The following is a 22,970-nucleotide window of genomic DNA, read 5'->3' as shown; positions in this document are numbered from 1 at the left end:
AGCTGCGGGAGACTTCAGGATGGACGCGCAATCGAACTGGACCGGCCTCGACGCCGACCGCCTGGAACGCATCGGCGAGCACCTGCAGAAGCAGTACATCGATAAGGGCCGCATCGCCGGCTGCCAGATCGCCGTCACCCGCCACGGCCACCCCGCCTACAACGCCGTGTTCGGCAGCATGGACCTCGAGCGCAAGAAGCCGCTGACCGAGGACACCATCTTCCGCATCTATTCGATGACCAAGCCGATCACCTCGGTCGCCCTGATGACCCTGTTCGAGCGCGGCTTCTTCCAGCTCGACGATCCGGTGCAGCGCTTCTTCCCCGAATGGAAGAACCAGCGCGTCTGGGTGAGCGGCGAAGGCGAGGACATGGTCACCGCCCCGCTCGACCGCCCGGTCAGCATCCGCGACGTGCTCACCCACATGAGCGGCTTGACCTACGGCGGCGGCCTGCCCGGCGTCGGCATCCAGCACCCGGTCGACAAGGTCTATCGGGCCTTGAAGGTCCGCAGCCTCGGCTCCACCGACAGCCTCTCCGAATTCATGACGAAGCTTTCCCAGGTCCCCCTGCTGTTCCAGCCCGGGACCAAGTGGATGTACAGCCTCGCGACCGACGTCTGCGGCGCCCTCGTCGAACGCATCAGCGGCGTGCCCTTCGACAAATATCTGCAGGACGTCATCTTCGATCCGCTGGGCATGGTCGACACCGCCTTCCACGTCGCCCCGGAGAAGGTCCACCGCTTCGCCTCCAACTACCAGCGCAACCCCGACAAGACGCTGGGCCTGCTCGACGACGCCGGGACCAGCGCCTACCTCAAGCCCGCCGGCTTCCTGTCCGGCGGCGGCGGCCTGACCGGCACCTGCGCCGACTACATGCGCTTCGCCGAGATGCTGCGCCGGGGCGGTGAGCTGGACGGGGTCCGCATCCTCGGCCCCCGCACGCTCGACCTGATGACCCGCAACCACCTGCCCGGCGACCAGGACCTGACCGAGATCGCGCTCGGCAGCTTCTCCGAAACCGCCAACAGCGGCGTCGGCTTCGGCCTCGGCTTCGCCAGCACCATGGACGTGGTCAGCACCGGCACGCTCGGCGAAGGCGACTTCTACTGGGGCGGCGCCGCCTCGACCATCTTCTGGGTCGATCCGCACGAGGAACTCAGCGTCGTCTTCATGACCCAGCTGATGCCGTCGGGAACATTCAACTTCCGGGGCCAGCTGAAGAACATCATCTACTCGGCGATGGTGGACTAGTTCTTGCGCGGCTCGACCGGCTGAGCCTCCGCCCAGTCGCCCGGCCGCTCCTCGCGGACCCAGCGCCAGCCATCTGCCCCGCCATGGTTGCCCTTCGGATCAATCCGGCTGGCGCTGGCGGCGGCGATCAGGCCGGCGCGGCCCTTGGCGGCGCAACCGCCCTCCTCCACCTCGACGCCGGGATAGGGTTCGAGGGTCTGGCGGCGCGGCTTGCCGCCGGCGGTCCTGGTCCCATCGGGCGGGGGCGGGCCACACTTCAGCCGCCATGTCCGCAGGGCGATGACCCGGCCACTCTCGTCGAGCCGAACGCCATCGACGCCATAGTAGCTGTAGTAGCCGTCGGCGCCGGGATCGCTGGGCCCGGTCTGAGCGACCTGGAAGTCGGGGCCCACGCCGACCCGCATGGCCTTGAACAGGGCCGGGTCGTTCTCAACCGCACTGTCGGGCTGGGCCGCATGGCCGCGACGGACGATGAAGGCCGAGTCGCAGTCCCAGGCCGGCAGGTCGAGCGACGCATCGACCGAACAGCCATCCCCGACCCACACCCCATCCCGCGCAGGCGGCAGGGCGTCGCGGTCGGCCGCGAACAGCACCGGCGTCTTGGTGGTCAGAACATCGTCGTTGCAGGCGGTCAGGCCCACGGCGGCGAGCAACAGAGCAACGGATAACAGCCTCATCACGACCTCCTCACGCCCCCGTGAACAGTGCGTGAGAGTCGCGTGATTGTCCAGCCGGCTTATTTGTCCCCATCGCGGACCCAGCGGCTGTCCTCGCCGCCCGATCCCATGTCCTCGAAATGCTCCGACAGACCCGCTGCCGAGATCAGGGCGGTCTTGCTCACCGGGGCGCAGCCGGACAGGTCCTTGTCCATGATCATGCCCGGCGATGGCTCAAGCGTGCCGTAGCGCGGATTGCCGTCTGGCCGTTTGGCGTCCTTGGGCGGCGGCGGACCGCACTGCACCAGCCAACCGGTGTAGGAGATGATCCGCCCCTCCTTGTCGGTCTTGAGAGGACGTAGCCCCATGTAGATGTAGATGGCGGCAGGCTCACCGTTGGGGGTCTTCTTGTTCTTGTCCTCGTCCTCGATGCGGATCTGCATCACGCGGGGATCGCCGGCCGCCAGAACGAAGGGCAGAGCAAAGGCTTCGCCCTTCTCGCTGACGCCGGTCATCGCCGAATCCTTGATCACGATCCAATGGGCGCACTCGGGCCAGGTCGTCGCCGGCTTCTTGAGGTCAAATTTGCAGCCCTTCTCTTCGTTGACCCACAGGCCCTCACGAAGCGCAGGCGTTCCCTGATCCGCGGCCAGGAAGGTCGGCTCTGTCGTTATCACCATGTTGCAGGCCGACAGCGAGGCGGCGAGGCCAACCGCCATCAGTCCCTTGAGCGCGATCCGATGCCACATGCTTAATCCCCCTTCGAAGCCTATTAAGCATTATCCCCCATTGCTGTGATGTCCATCTGGAGAGTCGCCCGTGCCAATGCCCGCCGCCGAACTGGAACGCCGCCTGACCGAGGCCTTCCCGGACGCCGAAATCACCATCACCGACCTGGCGGGCGACGGCGACCACTACAAGGCGCGGATCGTCTCGCCTGCGTTCGCCGGCCTGCCCCGGGTGCGCCAGCACCAGCTGGTCAACAAGGCGCTCAGCGATGTGCTCGGCACCGTGCTTCACGCCCTCGCCCTCGAAACCGCAGCCCCCTAGGGACACCATGCGATACCGCCCCTTTGGCGCCACCTACGGAATAGCCGTTTCAGTGGTCACGCTGCTGCTCGACGATTCCGGCCGCAAGTCGGCCCGCGACTGGCGCGAGTTGATCGAGGCCGCAATGGCCGCCGGCATCAACAGCTTCATGCTGGCCGGTCACGGCGACCCCGTGCTCGACGGCCTGGCTCAAGCCATCGCCGGGGTCGAGCGGCGGTTGCTGTTCCTGGCCTGGCGGGCGCCGGCCATCGGCAACCTGGACCACAGCACCGGCATGATCCTGCGCCGGCTGGACACCGACTACCTCGATCTGGTGGTCGTCGAGGACCTCGATCAGATCGAATTCGCCCGCACGCTCAAGCACAGCCGGTCCGCCCGTCAGATCGGCCTCGCCGGCTCGGGCGAACTCCTCGACCTGGCGCTCAAAGGGGGCGGCGTCGACTGTCTGATCGCCCCCTACAGCCTGACCTCCATGGGCATGGAGCGGGTTCGCCTGAAGACCGCCTCGGAACGCAACATCGCGGTCATCGCGCGCGACGTCTGCCCGACCGAACTGACCGGCGAGGACAAACCCAGCCTGATCCCGAAGGGCTGGTTCAAGAAGAAGCCGAAGATCAGCGCCCGCAGCGCCTATCACTTCCTGGAGGACACCCACGGCTGGACCGGCGAGGAAATCTGCCTGGCCTACGCCCTGTTCGACCCGTCCGTGACCAGCGTTCAGATGCAGGCCGACAGCCTGGAACGGATCGCCCGACTCGCGGCGGTGCCGGAGCGCGAACTGCCCACCGGCGTCGCGGCGCAGATCGAAATGGCGCGGTTCGCGGCCCGATAGCGACACGAAATGTCGCGGGTTCTTGACCCGGAGCCCCCCGGCGCCTAGCTGAGGGGCAAGTTTTCTTTGAGGATTTGACCATGTCCGAAGCGACCGTCGCCGACCGCGTCCAGGCCTTCATCGCCGGCGCCGTCGCCGAGAACCCCGTTGTGGTGTTCATGAAGGGCGAGCCGGACCAGCCGCGCTGCGGCTTCTCGGCCCAGGTCGTCCAGATCCTCGACCATCTGGAAGTCGATTTCGTCGGCGTCGACGTGTTGCAGTCGGAAGAGCTGCGCCAGGGCATCAAGACCTACAGCGACTGGCCGACCATCCCGCAGCTCTATGTGAAGGGCGAGTTCGTCGGCGGCTGCGACATCATCCGCGAGATGTACCAGGCCGGCGAGCTGAAGACCTTCCTGCAGGGCCAGGGCGTGCTTCCGGCGTGAGCCGGAGCCTGACCCCACCGGACGGCCGCCAGACCTTCACCCTCGATTTCACGCCCGTCCCGGCCGACATCGACGAGAACGGCCACGTCAACAACGTGGTCTATCTGGGCTGGATGCAAGACCTGGCCACCGGCCACTGGCGCGCCCGCCTGCCCGTCGAAGAGCAGTCGAAGTGGGCCTGGATCGCTCTGCGTCATGAACTCGACTACCGGCGCGCCCTGCTGCCGCACGAGACCGCCAACGCGGTCACCTGGATCGGCGAACGGCGCGGCCCGCGCATGGACCGCTTCTACCGGATCGATGGCCCGGACGGGGAAATGTGCTCCCAGGGCCGCTCCGAATGGTGCCTGATCGACGCCATCACCCGCCGTCCCGTCCGCGTGCCGGAGTGGATGGAGCAGATGTTCACCGCGCCGCTAGCGGATTGACGATGGCCACCGGCTGCCCAGGCTTGAGACCCAGTTCGGCGTAGCTGAAGGCGATCTCCATCGGCCGCGGCGCGGCCTTGCAGGCGTCCAGCTTCTTGCGGCCAAACGCGACCGCCGCCTTGCCACCGGCCTTTTCGACGAACCAGACGATGTCCTCCTTGGCCGTACAGCCGGTCGAGGTCACCCGGATGACCAGGGTGTCAGCCCGCACCTCGGCGCTGATCAACGGCTCAAGCTCGACCATCCCGGCGTCCGGCGAGGAATAGACCGCCTTGGTGGCGCAGGCCGAGACGAGCAACAGAGCGGCGAGCAGGGCGTGGCGGCGTGTCATGCCGACAGCAAAGACAGGCCCACCGTTCTTGTCCAGCCTTGGCGGAACTCCGGAAGCCTAAGATCGTCGAGACGTTGCCTCCCAACCTCGTAGTCCCCCAGGACCGGGAGAACGGCTTCCCCCCTGAAGTCCCATAGAAAAAGGGCCCCGGATCGCTCCAGGGCCCTTCAACTCTTGGTCTGGTTCGACGCTTACGAGGCGTAGAATTCGACGACCAGGTTCGGCTCCATCTTCACCGGGTACGGCACTTCGGCCAGTTCCGGGGCGCGGACGAAGGTGGCCGAGAACGACCGCAGGTCCACGGTGATGTAGTCGGGGTGGTCACGCTCGGACGAACCGAGAGCTTCCAGAACCAGCGCCATGTTGCGCGACTTTTCACGCACGGTGACGACGTCGCCCGGCTTCACGCGGTAGCTCGCGATGTTCACACGCTTGCCGTTCACCTGCACGTGGCCGTGGTTGACGAACTGGCGGGCGGCGAAGACGGTAGGCACGAACTTGGCGCGATAGACGATCGCGTCCAGGCGGCTTTCCAGCAGCGCGATGAGGTTTTCCGAGGTGTTGCCCTTGCGGCGCGCGGCTTCGGTGTAGGTCTTGGAGAACTGCTTCTCGGTCAGGTTGCCGTAGTAGCCCTTCAGCTTCTGCTTGGCCTTCAGCTGCAGGCCAAAGTCGGAGACCTTGGACTTGCGGCGCTGGCCGTGCTGGCCGGGGCCGTACGAACGCTTGTTGACCGGAGACTTCGGACGACCCCAGATGTTTTCGCCCATCCGACGGTCGATTTTGTACTTGGCGCTATGGCGCTTGGACATAAGTCACTCATTCATTTTCGATCCGGGCCGGCGACCCCGTCAGTGGGGCCACGATCTCAACGGCGGCAACAGGATCACCCGTCATGTCTTCCGCCACCGTCCGGCAAGCCGGCGGCGTGGAAGGCGCGGTGTATGACGGCGCGAGGCCGACAAGTCAAGGCGCGGGTGGGGCTTTCGGCAGCAGGGCCTCGATGCGGGCGATGACATCATCCATGGCCACAACCTGCACCGCCTCGAGCAAGGCCGCGATCTCCGGATCCGCCACGCCCTCCTTGGCGACGGCGCTGCGTTTCGGCGGCTGGGCTGCCGCGCTGCTGGCGATGACCGTATCGTCGAGGCGCACGGTGATCTCGACGACAAACGGCGGCGGATCCGGCTTGAACTGCTTGGTGTCGTACCAGCCCGACTTGGTGTCCTTGCGTTTGCAATTGAGGGTGTAGGTCGACTCCATCGCGCCGCCGATCAGCCCGCCCGCGAAGGCGCCGGTGCTGTGGATGTACATGATCTGGGCGTTCTGAAAGACCTCATAGCGCTCCAGCACCACCTTGTGGCCGTTCAGTCGGTCGCCGAAATGCTCGCGCAGCCGCTTCTCGACCCGATCGGCCCGCCCCCCGACCAACTGGTCGCCATAGGCGATCACTCCATACTCGCAGGAACTCAGGAACAGGTTCACGAACCGCAGTTCCTGCTTGTAGACCTTGCGGGTGTTGGCCAGCGTCCACGGCGGCGTCGGGGCGCCCACCGGGACCGTCGGAACCGTTGTCGACTCGACCGACGCAGCCGTTGGCTGCACCGTCACCGGCGGCGCCATGTCCTGGGCTCTCGAAGCCCCTGCCGCCAGCGCCAGCAACAGGCCGGCGATGGCCCATGACCCCCTGATACCCATGACACCCCCAACTCCGGTGCGACAGACGCACCCCGACGCCATTGGTAAGGCGTCGGGGACCGCCCTTCAACGTCAGCCGTCGATGGGATCATCCTCCGCCGGCAGCGGCTGGTCGGTGATCGGCAGCGGCCGGCCCAGTTGCGGCGACCAATCGATTGTCCGCTGCATGGTCGGACCCTGGATAGCCACCACAATCTTGCGCTCGGTGATGGAACGAATTTCGACCGCCGCCCCCTCGATACCGCCGCCCAGCGAGGGCGACACCGGTGAGGCCGCGTCGGCCTCGGCCAACCACTGCGCCATCTTCTCGTTCAGGGCCCGTTCGGCCGGCGTCGCCGGCTCGGCCAGTTGGTCGAGCAGCAGCCGGCGGCCGGTGCGCCGCAGCATCGCCCCCTCCGGCGCGTCGGAGATGACGTATCGCGTCAAGGTGACGATGGCCGGGCCCTTGGACAGGCTGGTGTCGAGGTCGGCGGTGCGCTGCTCGTAGGCCCACTCGAGGCAGACCGGATCGTCGGCGCAGGCCGTGCGGGCATAGGTCAGGAAGGAGCGTTGTCCCTCCAGCAATCGACTTCGCTGCCTCTCCGGAAACTTCTCAAGCTGTGCCTTGTAACTCTGGGCCATCCGCTGGTCCGCCACCGCCAGCGTCGGGTTCTCGCAGGCCATTCGCTCGACCGAGGCCTCAGCCTTCGCGCAGTCGAAACTCGGCCTCGGCGGGGGCCTGGGCGCCTCCGCCGCCACCGGCGTCGCGGCCACGGGCGCCGCCGGCGCCTTTTGCTCACACGCCCCCAAAACCGCCGCGAGCGAGGTCGCGGCCGCCACAAGACAGGCCTTCCTTTTCATGGTTGTTCCGCCAGGAAGCCCGACCGGTCCATCCGGCCGCCGCTCCGGTAACGATGTTCATCGCTTCCCCTTTTGTTCCGCAAGTCACCGGTGCGTGTTCGCACGCCTTGTTTTGCGGCTTTCCCTTACGCAAAGTCGCCGCGAGCACGGGATTCGCCATGGCCGACACCACTTCACCGACCCGCACGGTCGCCCCCCACACTGTGGCAATTGTCGGCGGCGGCTTCAGCGGGACCCTGCTGGCCCTCAAGCTGACGGCGGCGAGGCCTGGCTGGCGCATCCTTCTGATCGACCCGGCGGTGCGGCCCGGACGCGGTCTGGCCTACGGCGCCTGCGAGCCCTACCACCTGCTCAACGTGCCGGCCCACCGGATGGAGACCGGCCTCAGCCCGCCCTTCCAGGACTGGCTGTCCGGCGCCGGCCACCACCTCGACGAGGCGCTGGTCGAGGCCGAGGGCGTGCTGGCCGACGCCTTCCTGCCGCGCGGCCTGCTCGGGGACTATCTGCAGGAGCGCCTCGACGACGCCTGCTCGGAAAGCGACGGGCCGGGCCTGGCCACCATCCGGGGCGAGGCGGTCGCCCTCCTCGATCCCCCGCGCCGCGGCGTGCGCCTGCTCGATGGGCGCGAGATCGCCTGCGACCTCATGGTGCTGGCCACCGGCAACCTGCCGCCCCGCGCGCCCCTGCCCCAGGACGCCTGGCTGCACGACCATCCGGCCTTCGTCCCGGACCCCTGGGCGCCCCAGGCCCTGAAAGGCGGCGATCCGGATGCCGCGGTGCTCATGCTGGGCACCGGCCTGACCATGGTCGATGTCGCCCTCAAGCTGGCCGCCGAAGGCCAGAAGGGGCCGATGGTCGCCGTCTCGCGCCGGGGCCTGCTTCCAACGCCGCACAAGGCCGGCGGGGCATGGTCGCCGTTCGTTGCGCCCCTCCTCCCCGCCTCACCGCTGATGCTGACCCGCGCCGTCCGCGCCGCCGCCGCCCAGGCCGAGCGCCAGGGCACGCCCTGGCAGCGGGTAATGGACGCCGTCCGCCCGGCCATCGCCCGGGTCTGGGAGACCTGGACGCCGCGCCAGCGCCGCCAGTTCCTGCGTCACCTGCGGCCGCGCTGGGACGTGCACCGCCACCGCATGGCGCCGCGCGTCGCCGCCCGGCTGGACGCCCTGTTGGAAAGCGCCGCCCTGACCGTCCTTGGCGGCCGCATCGTTGAATGGACCCGCCGCAAGGGCCAGGTCACAGCCCGCCTGCACCTGCGGGGCCTGAAGACCGAACAGTCCCTGACGGTCGGCAAGGTCATCAACTGCACTGGCCCGCGCAGCGATCTGGACCGCCTGGCCAATCCCCTGTTCGCCGACCTCGCCCGCCGCCGCCTGATCCGCCCCGATCCGCTGGGTCTGGGGCTGGAGAGTGACGACTGCGCCGTGCAGGACATCGACGGCCGCGCCTCCGACTGGCTCTACGCCGTCGGCCCGCTGACCCGGCCGGCCCTGTGGGAAGTCACCGCCGTCCCGGAGATCACCGCCCAGATCGACCGCCTGACCCACGAACTGGCCCAGGACACCGAACGGCCGAAGGTCGCCCTGGCCGAAACCTTCATCGACATGGGCGCGGGGATCTAGGGCGCGGGGATCTAGGGGCGCCGCCTCTAAAGCCGCGCCGCGTGCCAGGCGATGTGGTCAGCGATGAAGCTGGTCATGAAGAAGTAGCTGTGGTCGTAGCCGGGCTGGCGGCGCAGGGTCAGATTCTGGCCGGCGGCGGCGCAGGCGGCCTCCAGCAGTTCGGGCTTCAGCTGGCCCTCGAGGAACTGGTCGCCGAGGCCCTGGTCCACCAGGATGTCGTCGAACCTTGCGGCGCCCGCCTCGATCAGCAGACAGGCGTCGTGAGCGGCCCAGGCGGCGCGGTCCTCGCCGAGATAGGCGGTGAAGGCCTTCTCGCCCCAGGGACAGCGAGTCGGCGAAACGATCGGCGCGAAGGCGGACACTGATTTGAACAGGTCCGGATGGCGCAGGGCCAGGGTCAGAGCCCCGTGGCCGCCCATGCTGTGGCCGAACACGCCTCGCCGGGCCGGGTCGGTCGGGAAGGCGGCGTCAACCTCGGCCAGCAGGTCGTCGGTGATATAGCTTTCCATCCGGAAGTGCGGCGCCCAGGGGGCCTGTGTGGCGTCGACATAGAAGCCGGCCCCCTGCCCCAGGTCATAGGCCGGATCGTCGGCCACGCCCTCGCCGCGCGGGCTGGTGTCGGGGGCGACGATGATGACGCCGTGCTCGGCGGCCGCGCCATAGGCGCCGGCCTTGGTGGTGAAGTTGTCTTCGGTGCAGGTCAGGCCCGATAGCCAGATCAGGACCGGAAACGGCCCCTCGCCCGGCGGGACGAATACGCTGAACTTCATCGGCGTGCCGGTGGCGGCGCTGTCGTGGCGGCAGTAGCTGAGGGTTCCGCCGTGGACGCGGTGGGTGGCGGTGATGTCGGGCATGGTCGGCGCGGACTCCAGGGGGTGTCCGCGCCTTCCTAGCGACTTGGTGTTACAGCATCCAGCCGGCGCTGTCGGCGGTCACGTCACCGTCGAGGCGCATCTGGTAGTCGGCCTTGCCGTCGCCATCGACGTCGAGGCGCAGGGTCGTGGTGTTGCTGGCCGCGGTGTAGGCCAGGGTCATCTGGCCGGCCTGCATGCTGAAGCCCGTGACCAAGGTGAAGGCCTGGTCGCCGGCGACGTCCATGTTGGCGTCGATGCCGGACAGGTCGAGGAGGTCGCGTTCGGCCCGCACCAGGTCGGTGACGCGGTCGACTTCGAGCGTCCCGCCCAGTTCGCTGGAGATGACCGACTCCTGCAGGACGACGAAGGTGTCGTTGCCCGTTCCGCCGGTCATGGTGTCGTTGCCCGTGCCGCCGATCAAGCGATCTGCGCCGCCGCCGCCCGACAGGGTGTCGCCGCCGCCGAGGCCTTCAAGCAGGTTCAGGCCGTTGTTGCCGGTGATGCGGTTGACCTCGGCGTTGCCGGTGCCGCGGTAGTTGGCGGTGCCCATGATTTCCAGGGCCTCGACGCCGTCGGCCAGGGTCGAGCTGACCGTGGCGCGGACGATGTCATAGCCTTCGCCCGCGACTTCGAAGACGCGGTCATTGACGTTGTCGACGATGTAGACGTCATTGCCGGCGCCGCCGTGCATCTGGTCGCCGTTGGCGCCGCCGTCCAGGTAGTCGTTGCCGGCCCCGCCATAGAGGGTGTCGTAACCCGCGCCGCCGTCGAGGCGGTCGTTGCCGTCATCGCCCACCAGGATGTCGTTGCCGTTGTCGCCGTTCAGCTTGTCGGCGCCGGCAAGGCCGTAGATTTCGTCATTGCCGTCGCCGCCCGACAGGGTGTCGTTCGAGGCGGTGCCGACCATGGTGTTGTCGGACCCGTCGCCGGTGGCGACCAGGGACTGTGCGGAATCGCCGGGAACAGGCGCGTACTGGGGCGTTACGGCGTCCTGATCAATGGAAACGCCGGTCGTCTTGGCAAGCTTCGCCATCTGGTAATCCTCCCCAGCCGATGGCGCTCACCACCAGCCGAACTTTTTACTGTCGCGGAAATCGCGGACGCACTCAGGGTGCGGAGCTAGTCGGCAACGATCTGTCGGCGACATTGTTCCGGTTTGGCACAGGGGAATATTTTGCGTCGGAAAGTTGCCCAATGGACACGTCTTTCCACGCGAGTAATCGTCGCGTGAAATTTATGCCCACTCTGGGCGATATAGTGCAAATAAACTATATCGTGCGGAAAGCGGTCTAGAAGACCACCACCGAGCGGATGCTCTCCCCGGCATGCATCAGGTCGAACGCCTCGTTGATGCGTTCCAGCGGCAGGGTGTGGGTGATCATCGGGTCGATCTCGATCTTGCCGTCCATGTACCACTCGACGATCTTCGGAGTGTCGGTGCGGCCGCGTGCGCCGCCGAAGGCCGTTCCCTTCCAGACCCGGCCAGTGACCAGCTGGAACGGCCGGGTAGCGATCTCTTTCCCCGCCTCGGCCACGCCGATGATGATGCTTTCGCCCCAGCCCCGGTGGCAGGCCTCCAGCGCCTGGCGCATGACCGTGACGTTGCCGGTGGCGTCGAAGGTGTAGTCCGCGCCGCCGTCGGTCAGGGCGACCAGGTGGGCGACGATGTCGCCATCGATGTCCTTGGGATTGACGAAGTGGGTCATACCGAAGCGGCGGCCCCATTCCTCCCGGGCCGGGTTGATGTCGACCCCGATGATCATGCCGGCGCCGACCATCTTCAGGCCCTGGATGACATTCAGACCGATGCCGCCCAGGCCGAAGACGATGCAGTTGGCCCCGGCCTCGACCTTTGCCGTGTTGACCACCGCGCCGACGCCCGTTGTGACGCCGCAGCCGATGTAGCAGGCCTTGTCGAAGGGGGCGTCCTTGCGGATCTTGGCGAGCGCGATCTCGGGCAGCACCGTGTGGTTGGCGAAAGTCGAACAGCCCATGTAGTGGGCGACCTGCTGGCCCTTGTAGGAAAAGCGGCTGGAGCCGTCCGGCATCAGGCCCTTGCCTTGCGTGGCGCGGATGGCGGTGCAGAGGTTGGTCTTGCGGCTGAGGCAGCTTTTGCACTGCCGGCATTCGGGTGTGTAGAGCGGGATGACGTGGTCGCCGGGCACGACGCTGGTCACGCCGGGGCCGACTTCCAGAACGACACCCGCGCCTTCATGGCCGAGGATCGAGGGGAAGATGCCTTCGCTGTCGAGGCCGTCGAGGGTGTAGGCATCGGTATGGCAGATGCCGGTGGCCTTGATCTCGACCAGCACCTCGCCGGCGCGGGGACCTTCCAGGTCGACCTCCACGATCTCCAGCGGCTTCTTGGCTTCGAAGGCGACGGCGGCGCGGGTCTTCATGGACGGAATCTCCTCTGATCGGAGCGCACCCTAGCGTCTGTCGCGTTCCGGTCCATGGGTTCGATTGTAGAGGGCGGCGGAAACCTCACGGGCCTCGTCCCACCAGGCCTTGACGAGGTCGGCGGCCGGACCCGTCCGGGTCAATGAGGCCCCCTGCCCTGCCCACAAGGACAACACCTCGCCATCGCCGAGGCGGCCGCCGGCGGCGCGCAATTCTCGGGTCAGGCGATTCTGCACCGGATAGGCCGGGACCTCGCCTTCAACGGGGCGCATCGTCCGCATGAAGTCGTTCTCGATGCCCCGCGCGTTGCGGCCGGTGAAGGCGCGGGTGACGGCGGTGGCATCGTCGGGGACGGTCTCGATACGCCCTCGCCAGGGCTTGCTGATCGTCGCCTCGTCGGCCAGCAGGAAGGCGGTGCCCATCTGGGCCGCCGCCGCACCGAGGCTCAAGGCCGCCGCGACGCCATGACCGTCCATGATGCCGCCGGCGGCGATCACCGGCAGATCGACGGCGGCCCGGATGGTCGCGACCAACGCCATGGTTCCGATCAGGCTCTCGGGGCCGGGCTTGAGAAATTCGCCGCGATGGCCGCCCGCCTCGCCGCCCTGGGCGCAGATGGCGTCAGCCCCGACGGCGGCCCAGGCTCGCGCCTCGGCCACGGTGGTGGCGGTTCCGACCACAAGGGTCCCGGCTGCCTGCAGGGCCGCCACCTGATCCCGGCTCAGAACGTCGAAGGTAAAGCTGGCCAACGGAGGAGCCGCCGCCACCAGCGCCGCGAACTGGGCGTCGAAGTCCGGCGCATAGTCGTTGGGCGGGGCCGGCAGGTCGATGCCAAGCCGGTCGTGCCAGGGCGCCAGCCGCTCCAGCGCCTCGGTAACCGCCGCCGGATCGGGCGCGGCCGCACGGGCGATCAGCAGATTGACCCCGAACGGCCGGTCGGTCGCGAGCTTGAGGCCCGCCACCTGCTCGATGATGTCCTCCGGCGCGAGGGCGCCGGCCGCCAGCGAGCCCATGCCGCCCGCCTGACTGACCGCCAGCGTCATGGCGACCCCGGAGGCCCCCAGCATCGGCGCCTGGATGATCGGAATGGCGAGGCGGTCGAACAGCGCAGCGGCGGTCATGTCGCCAAGATGGGGCGCCAGGCCTTCAAGCGAAAGACGGTCAGTCCTGCGGATTGGCCACCAGGCGACGGCTGAGCCAGCCCTTCTCCGGCCGCGTCAGATAGACGTCCTCGATCACCCAGCGGCCATCCTCGACGACCATGTCGATCAGCCGCTCGCGTGCGTCGCCATAGTTCTTGAACGTCACCCGGATCCGCGCTGTCTCGGCGGTCTGTTTGACCACGACGATCTTCAGGTCCTTGTACTCCGGCAGGTCCTGGCCACCCGAGACCCAGTCGAAGTCGAGGTAGTTCATGTCGCGCGTCGCATCGACCGCCAGCAGCGCCCGCAGGCTGGCCGCGTAGAGCGGCGGCGCATTCGGGTCTTCCTCCGGCAGCGGCGCATCCGGGCCAGGATCTGGGACCGGTTTGTAGAGTTCGGCGATGACCTCGGCGGGGCCAGGCGTCTGGGCCAGGGCCGGCGCGCCAAAGGCCAGGGTCAGGCAGAGGGCCAGGATCGCTGCACGCATCGTCGTCTCCATCGTGAAGCGATCCTGCGCCGCGCCAAGTCAGGCGTCTCCCCCCGTTAAGGTGGTCAGGCCGCCGCGATGGCAGGCAGGCGCCAGTCGCCGTTGATCAGCGCCGGCTTGGGCAGATAGCCGCGCCAGGTCACCGTCCAGGGTCCGGCCTTGGGGGCCGGCAGCCAGTTGTCCGTCCGCTCACCCCCGGGATCGCTACGGCCGATCCAGACATCGACCCCGCCATCGGCGCGACGTTTCAGCCCCTTGGTCCGGTCGCCGATGGCGTAGCGGTTCAGCGGATTGTCGGTGAAGAAGAACTGGCCGTCGGCGGTGGCCTCATACATCGACAGCGACCAGAAGGCCCCGACCGGCACATCGGCCGGCAGGCTGAAACGGTAGAGACCTTCGCCGTGAAAGACGCCGTCCTTCTCGCCCTCGGGCCGCATGTACATGGCCTCGGCCGGCGGCAGGGCACCCAGCCCACCGAGCGCCACGGCGGCGCGGTAGAAATAATCCTGGCCATAGTCACCGAGGTTGGCCCGCGGATAGCTCCAACCCTGGATGACCTTCTGGCGGCCCCAGCCGCCCTGGACCAGCTTGCGGGCCTCGGCGACCCCGGCGGCGACAGCCGCCATGTCGGCGTCGGCGACCTTGCCGTCGCCCAGAAGGCCAGGCACGCGGCGCAGGAGTTTCAGGTCCAGCGCGCTGGCCGGATCGCTCGCCAGCAGATCGCGGATGCTGGCGAAATAGGCGGCCGGATCGGCGTCGCGCGTGGCGTAGACGCCAGGCGCCTTGCCGGCCTTGCCCGCCAACCTGAACCCGCGCAGCAACGGCTGCAGCGCCTCCACCTCGGCGGGACCATCGACCAGAACGCGGGCCAGAGCCCAGGCGTGCGGCGTGGCGATCCGCACCGGATTGGGCCCTGTCGACGCCTGGCCAGGACCGCAGAGGGTGAAGGTCCCCCCTGCGCCGCCGACGGTGCGGCTGCCGAGCACGGCGTTGTTGTTGGTGAACATGTCCATGATGGCGACGGACCAGTAGCGGTCGCCGGTCTCAGGCACGGTCAGGGTCACCGGACCTTCGGACAGATCGAGCCAGGCGCTGAGATAGAGAGTGTCGTTGTTGGGCGTGGTGACAACCCGCGCGGTGTGATCAGACAACGCCCGTCCGCCAGCGAAGACGTTGGGCGGCAGACCTTGCTTGACCTGACGGGCCCGGGTCAGAGCCATCTCAATCAGCGGCAGGCCGAAGATCCAGGCGTCGCGAGCGGCGGTCTTGATGTCGGATTGGGCAAAGGTCGCGGGCGCCAATCCGGAGAGGCCAAGAGCGCTGAAGCTGAGCATCAGTTCGCGACGGTTCATGACCTGGCCTCCCGTGATTTGCCAAGAATGTAACCGTACGGTTTCATTTCAGCAAGAGCGGCTACCCGCCCTTCTCGGACGCCGCCTTCTGCGCCGCCAGCTTGGCCAGCACCCGCCCCCGGCCTTTCGACAGAGCCGTAATCACGCCCCGGAAGGTCCGCACCTCCTGGTCGGTCATCTGCGCCTTGCCCAGCGCGACCCGCAGATTCCGCACCATCGACGGCCGCTTGGCCGGCGGGTGGAAGAAGCCGGCCTCGTCCAGTTCCGCCTCGAGCTGTTCGTACAGCCCCATCATCGCCTTCTGATCGGCCGGCGGCAGGGCGTTGTGAGCAAACGCCTGGCGCGGCCCCTCGTCGATGGTCAGCCGCCATTCGTAGGCGTTCAGCGCCACCGCCTGGGCCAGGTTCAGCGACCGGAACCGCTCATCCACCGGGATGGTGACGATGGCCTGGCAGAGGGCGATGTCGTGCGTCTCCAGCCCCGCCCGCTCGCCGCCGAACAGCATGCCGACCGCCTGGCCCGCCGCCACCCGTTCGTGCAGATCGGCCGCCGCCTGGCGCGGGGTGATGACCGGCAACTGGGTCTCGCGCGGCCGGGCGGTGGTGGCGAAGGTCAGGCTGAGATCGCCGATGGCCTCGGCCAGGGTCTCGAAGACTTTTGCATTGTCGAGCGGCCAGCTGGCGCCCGAGGCGCTGGCCCAGGCGCGGTCCTGCGGCCAACCATCGCGCGGCCGCACGAGGCGCAGTTCCGACAGGCCGAAATTGGCCATGACGCGCGCAACGGCGCCGATGTTCTCGGCCAGCTGAGGTTCGTTGAGGATGACGACGGGGGGGCGGAAAGACATGGCGGCTTCCTACTCCAGACCACTAGCTGATGTCGAACCGCCGGCTCGCGCGTTAGGGTCGGACCATGCGCACCCTGATCCTCGCCGCCGCCCTGTTGCTCGCCGCCTGCGGGGGCGAGACCGATACGGTGGCCAGGACGCCGCCCCTGGACATCAAGGTGCTCGACAAGGGCATCACCCAGCTGGCCGACCGCGTTGACGGCCGGCTGGAAGTGGCGGTGCAGAACATCGACGGCGGCGAAACCTGGGCCCGGAACGCCGAGCAGACCTTCCCGCTTCAGAGCGTCTTCAAGGCGCCGCTGGGGGCGGCCGTTCTGGCCGAGGTCGACGGCGGGCGGCTGTCGTTGGACGAGGTTCTGACCATCAGTGACATGGAGCTGTCGCCGCCGCTCAGCCCGATCTCGCAGGCCTGGCCCGGACGGACGACCTACACGGTGCGCGAGTTGCTGGTCGCCGCCGTGCGGGACAGCGACAACACCGCCGCCGACGTGCTGATGCGCAAGATCGGCGGACCGGGCGCCCTGAAGTCCTGGCTGGTCGAGCACCAGATCGTCGGCCTGCGCATCGACCGCTATGAGCGCGAGCTGCAGGTTGAAGCCGTCGGCATGCCGTCGTTCCGCCCGGCCTGGCGCACTCCGGAGGCCTTCGAGGCGGCCAAGATGGCCGTGCCGGAGGCTCAGCGCCGCGCCGCCTGGGAGGCCTACGCCGCCGATCCCCGCGACACCACCATCGCCTCGGGTTCGCTCAACTTCCTGCGGCAGCTGTCGACCGGACAGCTGTTGTCGCCGACCTCGACCAAGCTGTTGCTGGGGCTGATGACGGAGACCAAGACCGGCGCGAACCGGCTGAAGGCGGGGCTGCCGGAGGGGGCCAGCCTGGCGCACAAGACGGGGACGTCAGGGACGAATTTCGGGGTGACGGTGGCGACCAACGACATCGGCATCCTGACGCTGAAGGACGGGCGGAAGTATGCGGTGGTGGTGCTGCTGGCCGACTCCACGGCGGACCTGAAAACGCGCGAGTCGGTGATCGCCGAGGCGATGCGGGTGATCGCCAAGGCGGTGGAGTAGAGCCGAGGCGAGGTAACAAGCTCTCCCCCCGCGAAGTGGGGGGAGGACAGATTTCGAGCCTTAGCGAGAAATCCGGAGGCGGGCCCCACCGGCGGTAGGGAGGTTCCTCCTGCAACAGACTTGCCCGCCTCCTGCTCTGTCGCTCACGCTCCAGAGCGGTCCTCCCCCCACTTCGCGGGGGGAGAGCTTGAGAAGGCCGCCGGCTTAGGCCGAAGCCCGCGACACGACCTCCTCGGCCTTGCGACCCGTCAGTTCCACGCGGTGGTCGAACTCCGCCTCGAAGGCGCCCAGGCCCTGCGTCATCGACCTCAGGTCGATGATGAAGTCCTGGCGCTCCGCATGCGGCATGCAGACCTCGATGCGGTCCCACCCCGGCCAGCCATCCCGGGCGTCATACCCGAGGATCTGCCCGCGCTTGTTGGACAGCGTCGAGGTAATCCGCGCCGTCGCGGTATTCGGCGCATATATGGTCAGCTTCTCGATCGGCTCCAGCAGGATCGGCGAGGCCGCCGCCAGGGCCTCGGTCATGCCGATCCGCCCCGCCGTGCGGAAGGCCATTTCCGAACTGTCGACCGGGTGCCAGCTACCGTCGACCAGGGTCACGGCCACATCGACCACCGGGAAGCCCAGCGGCCCCTTCTCCAGCGCGTCGCGCACCCCGGCCTCGACAGCCGGGATCCACTGCTTGGGCACGACCCCGCCGGTGATCTTCTCGCTGAACTGGAAGCCCTCGCCGCGCGCCAGCGGCCGGACTTCCAGCAGCACATCGCCGAACTGGCCGTGGCCGCCGGTCTGCTTCTTGTGGCGGCCGCGCTGGGTGACCGCCTTGCGGATGGTCTCCTTGTAGGGCGTGGTCGGGGCGTGCTGGGTCACCTCGACGCCGTACCGGCGCTTCAAGCGATCCAGCGCGATACGCAGGTGCGCCTCCCCCTGCCCGGCCAGCCGCATCTCATGCAGCTCGCCATCGTGCACCAGCCGCAGGCCGGGATCCTCTTCCAGCAGCTTGGTCAGGGCGCCGGACAGGCGCACATCGTCCTTGCGGTCGCGGGTCTCGATGGCGATCTCGTACACCGGGAAGCGCGCCGTCGCCGACACCGCCGCCTTTGCCGCCGTCCTGCCGACGCTGAGCAGATCGCCGGCGTGGGCGTCCTCGACCTTGCCCAGCGCCACCACATCGCCGCATCGGGCCGAAGCCACCTTCTTCGTCGCCTGACCCATGACCTGGAACAGGCCGCTGATCCGGCCCTTCTCGCCGTTCGGCAGGGTAACGTCCGAGCCGTCGGCCAGGTCGGCCCCGAACACCCGGGCATAGGTCATCTTGCCGGCCTGACCGGCATGGCTGGTCTTGACCACATAGGCCGCCGGCCCGTTGGCGCCGAGCCGCTGGGCCGCCGCGTCCGGTTCCGGCGCGTCGTGACGCAGGGCCTTCAACAGGCGACGCACGCCGCATCCCTGCTGCGCCACGCCCAGAAAGACCGGGGCGATCTGCGCCGCCCGGGTCTCGGCGATAATGTCGGCGAACACGGCGCTGAGGTCCGGCGTCTCGTCCGACAGAAGCTGCTCCATCAGCGCGTCGTCGAAGTCGGCCATCTGCTCCAGCATGTGGAAGCGAGCATCGGCCTCCTCGGCCTTCAGTTCGCCGGGGATGTCGACCTGCTCCGAGGCCTTGCCGGGCCGATAAACGAAGGCCCGCTCTAGGGCCAGGTCGATGAAGCCGGTGACGTGCTCGTCCTTCCAGATCGGAAGCTGGCGCGCCACCACGGGCGCGCTCGACACTGGCTGCAGGGCATTGAGCAGGTCATCGACATTGCCGCGCGCCTGGTCGATGCGGTTGACGAAGATGGCGCGGGGGATGCCTAGCCGCTCGATTTCCTTCAGCCAGGGCTGGGCGAGGATGGCCTTGTCGGGTTCGGGATCGATGACCAGCAGGGCGAGATCAGCGCAGGCCAGGGCCTGGTCGGCCTCGGCGCGGAACTCGACTGACCCGGGACAGTCGATCAGGGAGTATCGGTCGTCCATGAAGTCGAAGCTGGCGATGTTGAGCTCGACGGACTGTCCGGCCGCCTTGGCCTCGGGGGACCCGTCGCCCACCGAGCCCTGCCCCACCGGGGACTGGCGATCGGTGGCGCCCGCCGCATGCAGCAGAGCTTCGAAGAGTGTGGTTTTTCCCGCGCCGTTCGGACCGACAAGGACAATGGTCCGGACGGCGCCAGCCTTTCTACCCATGGAGTAACCTCCCACCGTTAGGCGGCGAGGCCTCGCGGCCCGGCCGCGGTTGTAAGGGTCAAGGGAGGACCAGACCGGCCCTCCACGCGGCCACTTCACGCCTGTGTGCGGCGCAGCAGCAAGTCCACTTCCGTCAGGTCACGCTTTCGGGATCGGGAACCGTGAGTCATGCTCGCTCCAAACAAGGGGAGCGGGCGGTTGTCTGAGGGATTGGACGCCATCGTCATCGGGTCGGGCTTCGGCGGCCTGTGCGCGGCCATCAAGCTGAAGGAGGCCGGCTTCAGCCGCCTGGTGGTGCTGGAAAAGGCCGACAAACTGGGCGGCACCTGGCGCGACAACACCTATCCCGGCGCCTGCTGCGACGTGCCGTCGCGGCTCTACAGCTACAGCTTTGCGCTCAACCCGGCCTGGACCCGCGCCTATTCCGGCCACGCCGAGATTCGCCAGTACATGGAGGATGTCGCGGTCCGTTTCGGCGTCCGCGACAAATTCCGCTTCAATGCCGAGGTCGAGCGCGCCGACTGGACCGGCGAGTCCTGGACCGTCACCTTGAAGGGCGGCGAGACCCTGACCGCCCCGGTGCTGGTCTCGGGCCTTGGCCAGCTGAACCGGCCAAGCTTCGCCGGCATCCCCGGTCGCGAAACCTTCAAGGGCGAGAGCTGGCACAGCGCCCGTTGGCGCCACGACATCGATCTGGCCGGCAAGACGGTGGGCTGCATCGGGGCCGGGGCCAGCGCCATCCAGTACATCCCGGAACTGGTCAAGGTGGCCGGCAAGGTCGTCGTCTTCCAGCGCACCCCCAACTATGTCGTGCCCCGCCTGGACAAGGCCATGAGCCCGGCCCGCCGCGCCCTCTACGCCACATTCCCGCTCATCGACCGCGCCCAGCGCTGGCTGACCTGGAAGATGATGGACGCCCGCTTCCAGGCCTTCAAACAGGGGACCAAGGCGGCGACGGACTTCAAGAAGGTGGCCACCGACTACCTCGAACGCGAGGTCGCCGACCCTGTTCTGCGCGCCAAGCTGACCCCTGACTACCCGATCGGCTGCAAGCGCATCCTGGTCTCCGACGACTACTACCAGGCCCTGGTCAAACCCAACGTCGAGCTCGTCACCGAGGATGTGAAGGAAATCACCGCCGACGGCGTCCGCACCGGCGACGGCGCCGAGCACGCCTGCGACGTCCTGGTCTTCGGCACCGGCTTCGAGACCACCGACTTCCTGGCCCCCCTGGCCATCAACGGCGAGAACGGCCTCTCCCTCGACGAGGCCTGGAAGGATGGCGCCGAGGCCTACTACGGCGTCACGGTGGCCGGCTTCCCCAACCTCTTCATGCTCTACGGCCCCAACACCAACCTCGGCCACAACAGCATCATCCTGATGATCGAGGCCCAGGTCGGCTACATGGTCGAGGCGATCAAGGCATTGCGGCTGAAGGGCGCGAAGGCGTTGAAGGTGAAACCGGACGCGCAAGCGCGGTTCAACGCCCAACTCCAGCACGACCTCCAAGACACGGCGTGGGCGGGCAGCTGCTCCAGCTGGTACAAGACCACGTCGGGCAAGATCACCAACAACTGGAGCGCCGACACCGCCACCTACATGAAGGTGATGCGCGAGCCGGTGCTGGCGGACTACGAGGTGGCGTGATTTCGCTCCACCCTCACCCCACCCACCGTCATCCTAGGCCTTGTGCCTAGGACCCATTCATCCGCCCGCACGATCCGTTGTGTGGGGTCGCGGCCGCGACCCCACGGCAAGCGTTCGGGTCAGCCCAACCATGGGTCCTAGGCACAAGGCCTAGGATGACGGGGATGTGGGGGCGGGCGGGGTCCAATCGATCAGCTTCGGCGGCCCCGGTATCCAGTTCATCATCTGGTCGTAGAGATCGTCCCAGTGCGGATTGTCCCGCTCGATCAGATTGATCTTCCAATCCCTCGGCCAGCGCTTGAGCGACTTCTCCCGCTGGATCGCCCGGGTCATCAGGTCGTGCTGCTCGTACCAGACCAGCCGCTTCACGCCGTACTTGCTGGTGAACCCCTTGAAGACCTCATCTCGATGGCTCACCACCCGCGATAGAAGTGACCCGGTCACGCCAATGTACAGCGTCCCGTAGGGCCGACTGGCCAGGATGTAGGTTGCGATGAAGGCGTTGTCCCGAGAAACCATCCAAGAACAATGTTCTTGTTTTGTTTCCCGCGCAAGACCCCTAACCACCCCCGATAAACGTCACAATCTCGATCCGATCCCCGTCCATCACCGGCGTATCCGCATACGTAGACCGCGGCACGATCTCCAGGTTTCGCTCCACGGCGACCTTCCTCGGATCGAGCTCCAGAGCCGCCACCAGGGCGGCCACGGTCGCCACGCCGTCAAACGTCTGTTCTTCACCGTTCAGCTGTATCCGCATGCCTGCGCTTGTTACCCCGCCCCTGTGGCGATACAAGGCCCGTCTTGAATCGACGGCGGGGCCGAATGCCGAAACCGATCTTTGTTTTGAGCGGGCCCAATCTCAACCTGCTCGGTCAACGCGAACCTGACATCTATGGATACGACACCCTGTCGGACATCCATGCCCGCTGCGCCGCGCGCGCGGAAGCGTTCGGCCTGACCGTCGAGGCCCGCCAGACCAACCACGAAGGCGTGCTGATCGACTGGGTCCAGGAGGCCCGGGAATCGGCCAGCGCCCTGATCATCAACCCCGCCGGCTATGGTCACACTTCCGTGGCCCTGCTGGACGCGCTGAAGACTCTCGCTATTCCGGTGGTCGAGTGCCACCTGTCGAACCCTGCGGCGCGCGAGGCGTTCCGCAAGACGACCTATGTTTCGCTCGCGGCGACCGGCGTAGTGTCGGGCTTCGGCGCGGCAAGTTATGAACTGGCGATCGAAGCCGCCGCCGGCCTTGTCGGCGCGGCCCGCTCGTAAGCTGATAAAGACAAGAACAAGGTATCACTGATGTCCAATACCCCGGCCGACGACTCCGCCGAGAACAGCGCCGCCATCGACACCCGGACGGTCCGCAAGCTCGCCGACATCCTCAAGAGCACCGGCCTGACCGAGATCGAAGTGGAGCGCGGCGACCTGCGCATCCGCGTCGCCCGTGAAATCACCGTCGCCGCCGCGCCGCAGAACTATGTGGCCGCTCCGGCCCCTGCCGCCGCCCCGGCTCCGGCCGCAGCCCCGGCCTCCGTGGCCGCCGCGCCGGCCGAGGCCGCCGCCCCGGCAGCCCGCAAGGGTGACGAGGTCAAGTCGCCGATGGTCGGCACCGTCTACCTGCAGCCGCAGCCCGGCAGCCCGTCCTTCATCAAGGTCGGCGACAAGGTCGGCGAGGGCCAGACCCTGCTGATCGTCGAGGCCATGAAGACGATGAACCCGATCCCCGCGCCCCGCGCCGGGACCGTGGTCGAAATCCTGGTCGGCGACGCCCAGCCGGTCGAGTTTGGCCAACCGCTCGTGATCCTCGAGTAGCG

Annotated in this window: 26 protein-coding genes; 10 read left to right on the top strand and 16 right to left on the bottom strand. The window is 67.7% G+C overall.

Annotated features, from left to right (window positions below; translation table 11 throughout):
* Nucleotides 1-19 precede the first annotated feature (19 nt).
* The gene (locus AC2YG9_RS16055) at nt 20-1,252 is read left to right on the top strand and encodes a serine hydrolase domain-containing protein (protein ID WP_487298990.1); all 1,233 of its coding nucleotides are present in this window, start codon (nt 20-22) and stop codon (nt 1,250-1,252) included.
* Here AC2YG9_RS16055 and AC2YG9_RS16050 read toward each other — a convergent pair.
* Together AC2YG9_RS16050 and AC2YG9_RS16045 are read right to left on the bottom strand one after the other, a co-directional pair.
* Nucleotides 1,249-1,929 carry a hypothetical protein gene (locus AC2YG9_RS16050; protein ID WP_487298989.1) on the bottom strand — a complete coding sequence of 227 codons (681 nt, stop codon included), beginning with the start codon at nt 1,927-1,929 and terminating at the stop codon, nt 1,249-1,251. The two genes, AC2YG9_RS16055 and AC2YG9_RS16050, sit on opposite strands and share 4 nt — an antisense overlap.
* Nucleotides 1,930-1,988: 59 nt before the next feature.
* Nucleotides 1,989-2,657 carry a hypothetical protein gene (locus tag AC2YG9_RS16045; RefSeq protein WP_487298988.1) on the bottom strand — a complete coding sequence of 223 codons (669 nt, stop codon included), beginning with the start codon at nt 2,655-2,657 and terminating at the stop codon, nt 1,989-1,991.
* 70 nt (nt 2,658-2,727) lie between these two features.
* On the opposite strand from AC2YG9_RS16045, the gene AC2YG9_RS16040 reads away from it, so the two are divergent.
* From AC2YG9_RS16040 to AC2YG9_RS16025, 4 genes are all read left to right on the top strand, one after another.
* Entirely contained in the window at nt 2,728-2,958 is a 231-nt protein-coding gene (locus AC2YG9_RS16040) for a BolA/IbaG family iron-sulfur metabolism protein (protein ID WP_487298987.1), read from the top strand.
* A 7-nt stretch (nt 2,959-2,965) separates the two neighbouring features.
* Nucleotides 2,966-3,790, top strand: a complete 825-nt coding sequence (locus AC2YG9_RS16035; RefSeq protein WP_487298986.1) for an aldo/keto reductase — start codon at nt 2,966-2,968, stop codon at nt 3,788-3,790.
* Between the two features lie 80 nt (nt 3,791-3,870).
* The gene (gene grxD, locus AC2YG9_RS16030) at nt 3,871-4,215 is read left to right on the top strand and encodes a Grx4 family monothiol glutaredoxin (RefSeq protein ID WP_487298985.1); all 345 of its coding nucleotides are present in this window, start codon (nt 3,871-3,873) and stop codon (nt 4,213-4,215) included.
* Complete coding sequence (locus AC2YG9_RS16025) at nt 4,212-4,643, top strand: acyl-CoA thioesterase (RefSeq protein WP_487298984.1); 432 nt, start codon at nt 4,212-4,214, stop codon at nt 4,641-4,643. The genes grxD and AC2YG9_RS16025 overlap by 4 nt, the downstream gene beginning before the upstream one ends.
* On the opposite strand, the gene AC2YG9_RS16020 is transcribed toward AC2YG9_RS16025, so the two are convergent.
* The 4 genes from AC2YG9_RS16020 to AC2YG9_RS16005 form a co-directional block, all read right to left on the bottom strand.
* The gene (locus AC2YG9_RS16020) at nt 4,621-4,974 is read right to left on the bottom strand and encodes a hypothetical protein (RefSeq protein ID WP_487298983.1); all 354 of its coding nucleotides are present in this window, start codon (nt 4,972-4,974) and stop codon (nt 4,621-4,623) included. The genes AC2YG9_RS16025 and AC2YG9_RS16020 overlap by 23 nt on opposite strands.
* A 191-nt stretch (nt 4,975-5,165) precedes the next feature.
* Entirely contained in the window at nt 5,166-5,783 is a 618-nt protein-coding gene (rpsD, locus tag AC2YG9_RS16015) for a 30S ribosomal protein S4 (protein WP_487298982.1), read from the bottom strand.
* A gap of 154 nt (nt 5,784-5,937) precedes the next feature.
* The gene (locus AC2YG9_RS16010; protein WP_487298981.1) at nt 5,938-6,669 is read right to left on the bottom strand and encodes a hypothetical protein; all 732 of its coding nucleotides are present in this window, start codon (nt 6,667-6,669) and stop codon (nt 5,938-5,940) included.
* A gap of 72 nt (nt 6,670-6,741) precedes the next feature.
* Nucleotides 6,742-7,422, bottom strand: coding sequence for a lysozyme inhibitor LprI family protein (locus AC2YG9_RS16005; protein WP_487298980.1), 681 nt, complete (start codon nt 7,420-7,422; stop codon nt 6,742-6,744).
* Between the two features lie 245 nt (nt 7,423-7,667).
* On the opposite strand from AC2YG9_RS16005, the gene AC2YG9_RS16000 reads away from it, so the two are divergent.
* Nucleotides 7,668-9,128, top strand: a complete 1,461-nt coding sequence (locus AC2YG9_RS16000; RefSeq protein WP_487298979.1) for an FAD/NAD(P)-binding protein — start codon at nt 7,668-7,670, stop codon at nt 9,126-9,128.
* 26 nt (nt 9,129-9,154) lie between these two features.
* On the opposite strand, the gene fghA is transcribed toward AC2YG9_RS16000, so the two are convergent.
* The 7 genes from fghA to AC2YG9_RS15965 form a co-directional block, all read right to left on the bottom strand.
* Nucleotides 9,155-9,982 (bottom strand): S-formylglutathione hydrolase, encoded by an 828-nt coding sequence (gene fghA, locus AC2YG9_RS15995; RefSeq protein WP_487298978.1) that lies wholly within the window; start codon nt 9,980-9,982, stop codon nt 9,155-9,157.
* Nucleotides 9,983-10,031: 49 nt separating this feature from the next.
* Nucleotides 10,032-11,015 (bottom strand): calcium-binding protein, encoded by a 984-nt coding sequence (locus AC2YG9_RS15990; protein ID WP_487298977.1) that lies wholly within the window; start codon nt 11,013-11,015, stop codon nt 10,032-10,034.
* Nucleotides 11,016-11,271: 256 nt separating this feature from the next.
* The gene (locus tag AC2YG9_RS15985) at nt 11,272-12,381 is read right to left on the bottom strand and encodes an S-(hydroxymethyl)glutathione dehydrogenase/class III alcohol dehydrogenase (RefSeq protein ID WP_487298976.1); all 1,110 of its coding nucleotides are present in this window, start codon (nt 12,379-12,381) and stop codon (nt 11,272-11,274) included.
* A 30-nt stretch (nt 12,382-12,411) separates the two neighbouring features.
* Nucleotides 12,412-13,503, bottom strand: coding sequence for an NAD(P)H-dependent flavin oxidoreductase (locus tag AC2YG9_RS15980; RefSeq protein WP_487298975.1), 1,092 nt, complete (start codon nt 13,501-13,503; stop codon nt 12,412-12,414).
* A gap of 40 nt (nt 13,504-13,543) precedes the next feature.
* The gene (locus AC2YG9_RS15975) at nt 13,544-14,011 is read right to left on the bottom strand and encodes a DUF3828 domain-containing protein (protein WP_487298974.1); all 468 of its coding nucleotides are present in this window, start codon (nt 14,009-14,011) and stop codon (nt 13,544-13,546) included.
* Between the two features lie 65 nt (nt 14,012-14,076).
* The gene (locus AC2YG9_RS15970; protein WP_487298973.1) at nt 14,077-15,363 is read right to left on the bottom strand and encodes a DUF1254 domain-containing protein; all 1,287 of its coding nucleotides are present in this window, start codon (nt 15,361-15,363) and stop codon (nt 14,077-14,079) included.
* A gap of 61 nt (nt 15,364-15,424) precedes the next feature.
* Complete coding sequence (locus tag AC2YG9_RS15965) at nt 15,425-16,207, bottom strand: RNA methyltransferase (RefSeq protein WP_487298972.1); 783 nt, start codon at nt 16,205-16,207, stop codon at nt 15,425-15,427.
* A gap of 65 nt (nt 16,208-16,272) precedes the next feature.
* Here AC2YG9_RS15965 and bla point away from each other — a divergent pair, with 65 nt between their 5' ends.
* The gene (bla, locus tag AC2YG9_RS15960; protein ID WP_487298971.1) at nt 16,273-17,277 is read left to right on the top strand and encodes a class A beta-lactamase; all 1,005 of its coding nucleotides are present in this window, start codon (nt 16,273-16,275) and stop codon (nt 17,275-17,277) included.
* 204 nt (nt 17,278-17,481) lie between these two features.
* On the opposite strand, the gene AC2YG9_RS15955 is transcribed toward bla, so the two are convergent.
* Entirely contained in the window at nt 17,482-19,503 is a 2,022-nt protein-coding gene (locus AC2YG9_RS15955) for an elongation factor G (RefSeq protein ID WP_487298970.1), read from the bottom strand.
* A 198-nt stretch (nt 19,504-19,701) separates the two neighbouring features.
* On the opposite strand from AC2YG9_RS15955, the gene AC2YG9_RS15950 reads away from it, so the two are divergent.
* Nucleotides 19,702-21,150, top strand: coding sequence for a flavin-containing monooxygenase (locus AC2YG9_RS15950; protein ID WP_487298969.1), 1,449 nt, complete (start codon nt 19,702-19,704; stop codon nt 21,148-21,150).
* 150 nt (nt 21,151-21,300) lie between these two features.
* Here AC2YG9_RS15950 and AC2YG9_RS15945 read toward each other — a convergent pair whose 3' ends face one another.
* Together AC2YG9_RS15945 and thiS are read right to left on the bottom strand one after the other, a co-directional pair.
* Nucleotides 21,301-21,669 (bottom strand): GIY-YIG nuclease family protein, encoded by a 369-nt coding sequence (locus tag AC2YG9_RS15945; protein WP_487298968.1) that lies wholly within the window; start codon nt 21,667-21,669, stop codon nt 21,301-21,303.
* 40 nt (nt 21,670-21,709) lie between these two features.
* On the bottom strand, nt 21,710-21,910 hold the full coding sequence (gene thiS / locus AC2YG9_RS15940; protein WP_487298967.1) for a sulfur carrier protein ThiS: 201 nt from the start codon (nt 21,908-21,910) through the stop codon (nt 21,710-21,712).
* A gap of 65 nt (nt 21,911-21,975) precedes the next feature.
* On the opposite strand from thiS, the gene AC2YG9_RS15935 reads away from it, so the two are divergent.
* Together AC2YG9_RS15935 and accB are read left to right on the top strand one after the other, a co-directional pair.
* Nucleotides 21,976-22,425 (top strand): type II 3-dehydroquinate dehydratase, encoded by a 450-nt coding sequence (locus tag AC2YG9_RS15935; protein ID WP_487298966.1) that lies wholly within the window; start codon nt 21,976-21,978, stop codon nt 22,423-22,425.
* Nucleotides 22,426-22,455: 30 nt separating this feature from the next.
* Nucleotides 22,456-22,968 (top strand): acetyl-CoA carboxylase biotin carboxyl carrier protein, encoded by a 513-nt coding sequence (gene accB / locus AC2YG9_RS15930; RefSeq protein ID WP_487298965.1) that lies wholly within the window; start codon nt 22,456-22,458, stop codon nt 22,966-22,968.
* The last annotated feature ends 2 nt before the right edge of the window (nt 22,969-22,970 follow it).

It is taken from the genome of Caulobacter sp. SRI_014 (assembly GCF_057586315.1).
Note: the sequence above shows the minus strand (reverse complement) of the source record. Positions and strands in the feature narration are given on the sequence as shown.

Excerpts from the sequence above, each read along its gene's own strand:
- bla (WP_487298971.1), top strand. The coding sequence starts at position 16,273 with ATGCGCACCCTGATCCTCGCCGCCGCCCTGTTGCTCGCCGCCTGCGGG.
- AC2YG9_RS16000 (WP_487298979.1), top strand. The coding sequence starts at position 7,668 with ATGGCCGACACCACTTCACCGACCCGCACGGTCGCCCCCCACACTGTG.
- AC2YG9_RS15985 (WP_487298976.1), bottom strand. The coding sequence starts at position 12,381 with ATGAAGACCCGCGCCGCCGTCGCCTTCGAAGCCAAGAAGCCGCTGGAG.
- rpsD (WP_487298982.1), bottom strand. The coding sequence starts at position 5,783 with ATGTCCAAGCGCCATAGCGCCAAGTACAAAATCGACCGTCGGATGGGC.
- AC2YG9_RS16055 (WP_487298990.1), top strand. The coding sequence starts at position 20 with ATGGACGCGCAATCGAACTGGACCGGCCTCGACGCCGACCGCCTGGAA.
- AC2YG9_RS16035 (WP_487298986.1), top strand. The coding sequence starts at position 2,966 with ATGCGATACCGCCCCTTTGGCGCCACCTACGGAATAGCCGTTTCAGTG.
- AC2YG9_RS16050 (WP_487298989.1), bottom strand. The coding sequence starts at position 1,929 with ATGAGGCTGTTATCCGTTGCTCTGTTGCTCGCCGCCGTGGGCCTGACC.
- thiS (WP_487298967.1), bottom strand. The coding sequence starts at position 21,910 with ATGCGGATACAGCTGAACGGTGAAGAACAGACGTTTGACGGCGTGGCG.
- AC2YG9_RS15965 (WP_487298972.1), bottom strand. The coding sequence starts at position 16,207 with ATGTCTTTCCGCCCCCCCGTCGTCATCCTCAACGAACCTCAGCTGGCC.
- AC2YG9_RS15935 (WP_487298966.1), top strand. The coding sequence starts at position 21,976 with ATGCCGAAACCGATCTTTGTTTTGAGCGGGCCCAATCTCAACCTGCTC.
- AC2YG9_RS15980 (WP_487298975.1), bottom strand. The coding sequence starts at position 13,503 with ATGACCGCCGCTGCGCTGTTCGACCGCCTCGCCATTCCGATCATCCAG.
- fghA (WP_487298978.1), bottom strand. The coding sequence starts at position 9,982 with ATGCCCGACATCACCGCCACCCACCGCGTCCACGGCGGAACCCTCAGC.
- AC2YG9_RS16045 (WP_487298988.1), bottom strand. The coding sequence starts at position 2,657 with ATGTGGCATCGGATCGCGCTCAAGGGACTGATGGCGGTTGGCCTCGCC.
- AC2YG9_RS16020 (WP_487298983.1), bottom strand. The coding sequence starts at position 4,974 with ATGACACGCCGCCACGCCCTGCTCGCCGCTCTGTTGCTCGTCTCGGCC.
- AC2YG9_RS15975 (WP_487298974.1), bottom strand. The coding sequence starts at position 14,011 with ATGCGTGCAGCGATCCTGGCCCTCTGCCTGACCCTGGCCTTTGGCGCG.
- AC2YG9_RS15990 (WP_487298977.1), bottom strand. The coding sequence starts at position 11,015 with ATGGCGAAGCTTGCCAAGACGACCGGCGTTTCCATTGATCAGGACGCC.
- AC2YG9_RS16010 (WP_487298981.1), bottom strand. The coding sequence starts at position 6,669 with ATGGGTATCAGGGGGTCATGGGCCATCGCCGGCCTGTTGCTGGCGCTG.
- AC2YG9_RS15955 (WP_487298970.1), bottom strand. The coding sequence starts at position 19,503 with ATGGGTAGAAAGGCTGGCGCCGTCCGGACCATTGTCCTTGTCGGTCCG.
- grxD (WP_487298985.1), top strand. The coding sequence starts at position 3,871 with ATGTCCGAAGCGACCGTCGCCGACCGCGTCCAGGCCTTCATCGCCGGC.
- accB (WP_487298965.1), top strand. The coding sequence starts at position 22,456 with ATGTCCAATACCCCGGCCGACGACTCCGCCGAGAACAGCGCCGCCATC.
- AC2YG9_RS15970 (WP_487298973.1), bottom strand. The coding sequence starts at position 15,363 with ATGAACCGTCGCGAACTGATGCTCAGCTTCAGCGCTCTTGGCCTCTCC.
- AC2YG9_RS15945 (WP_487298968.1), bottom strand. The coding sequence starts at position 21,669 with ATGGTTTCTCGGGACAACGCCTTCATCGCAACCTACATCCTGGCCAGT.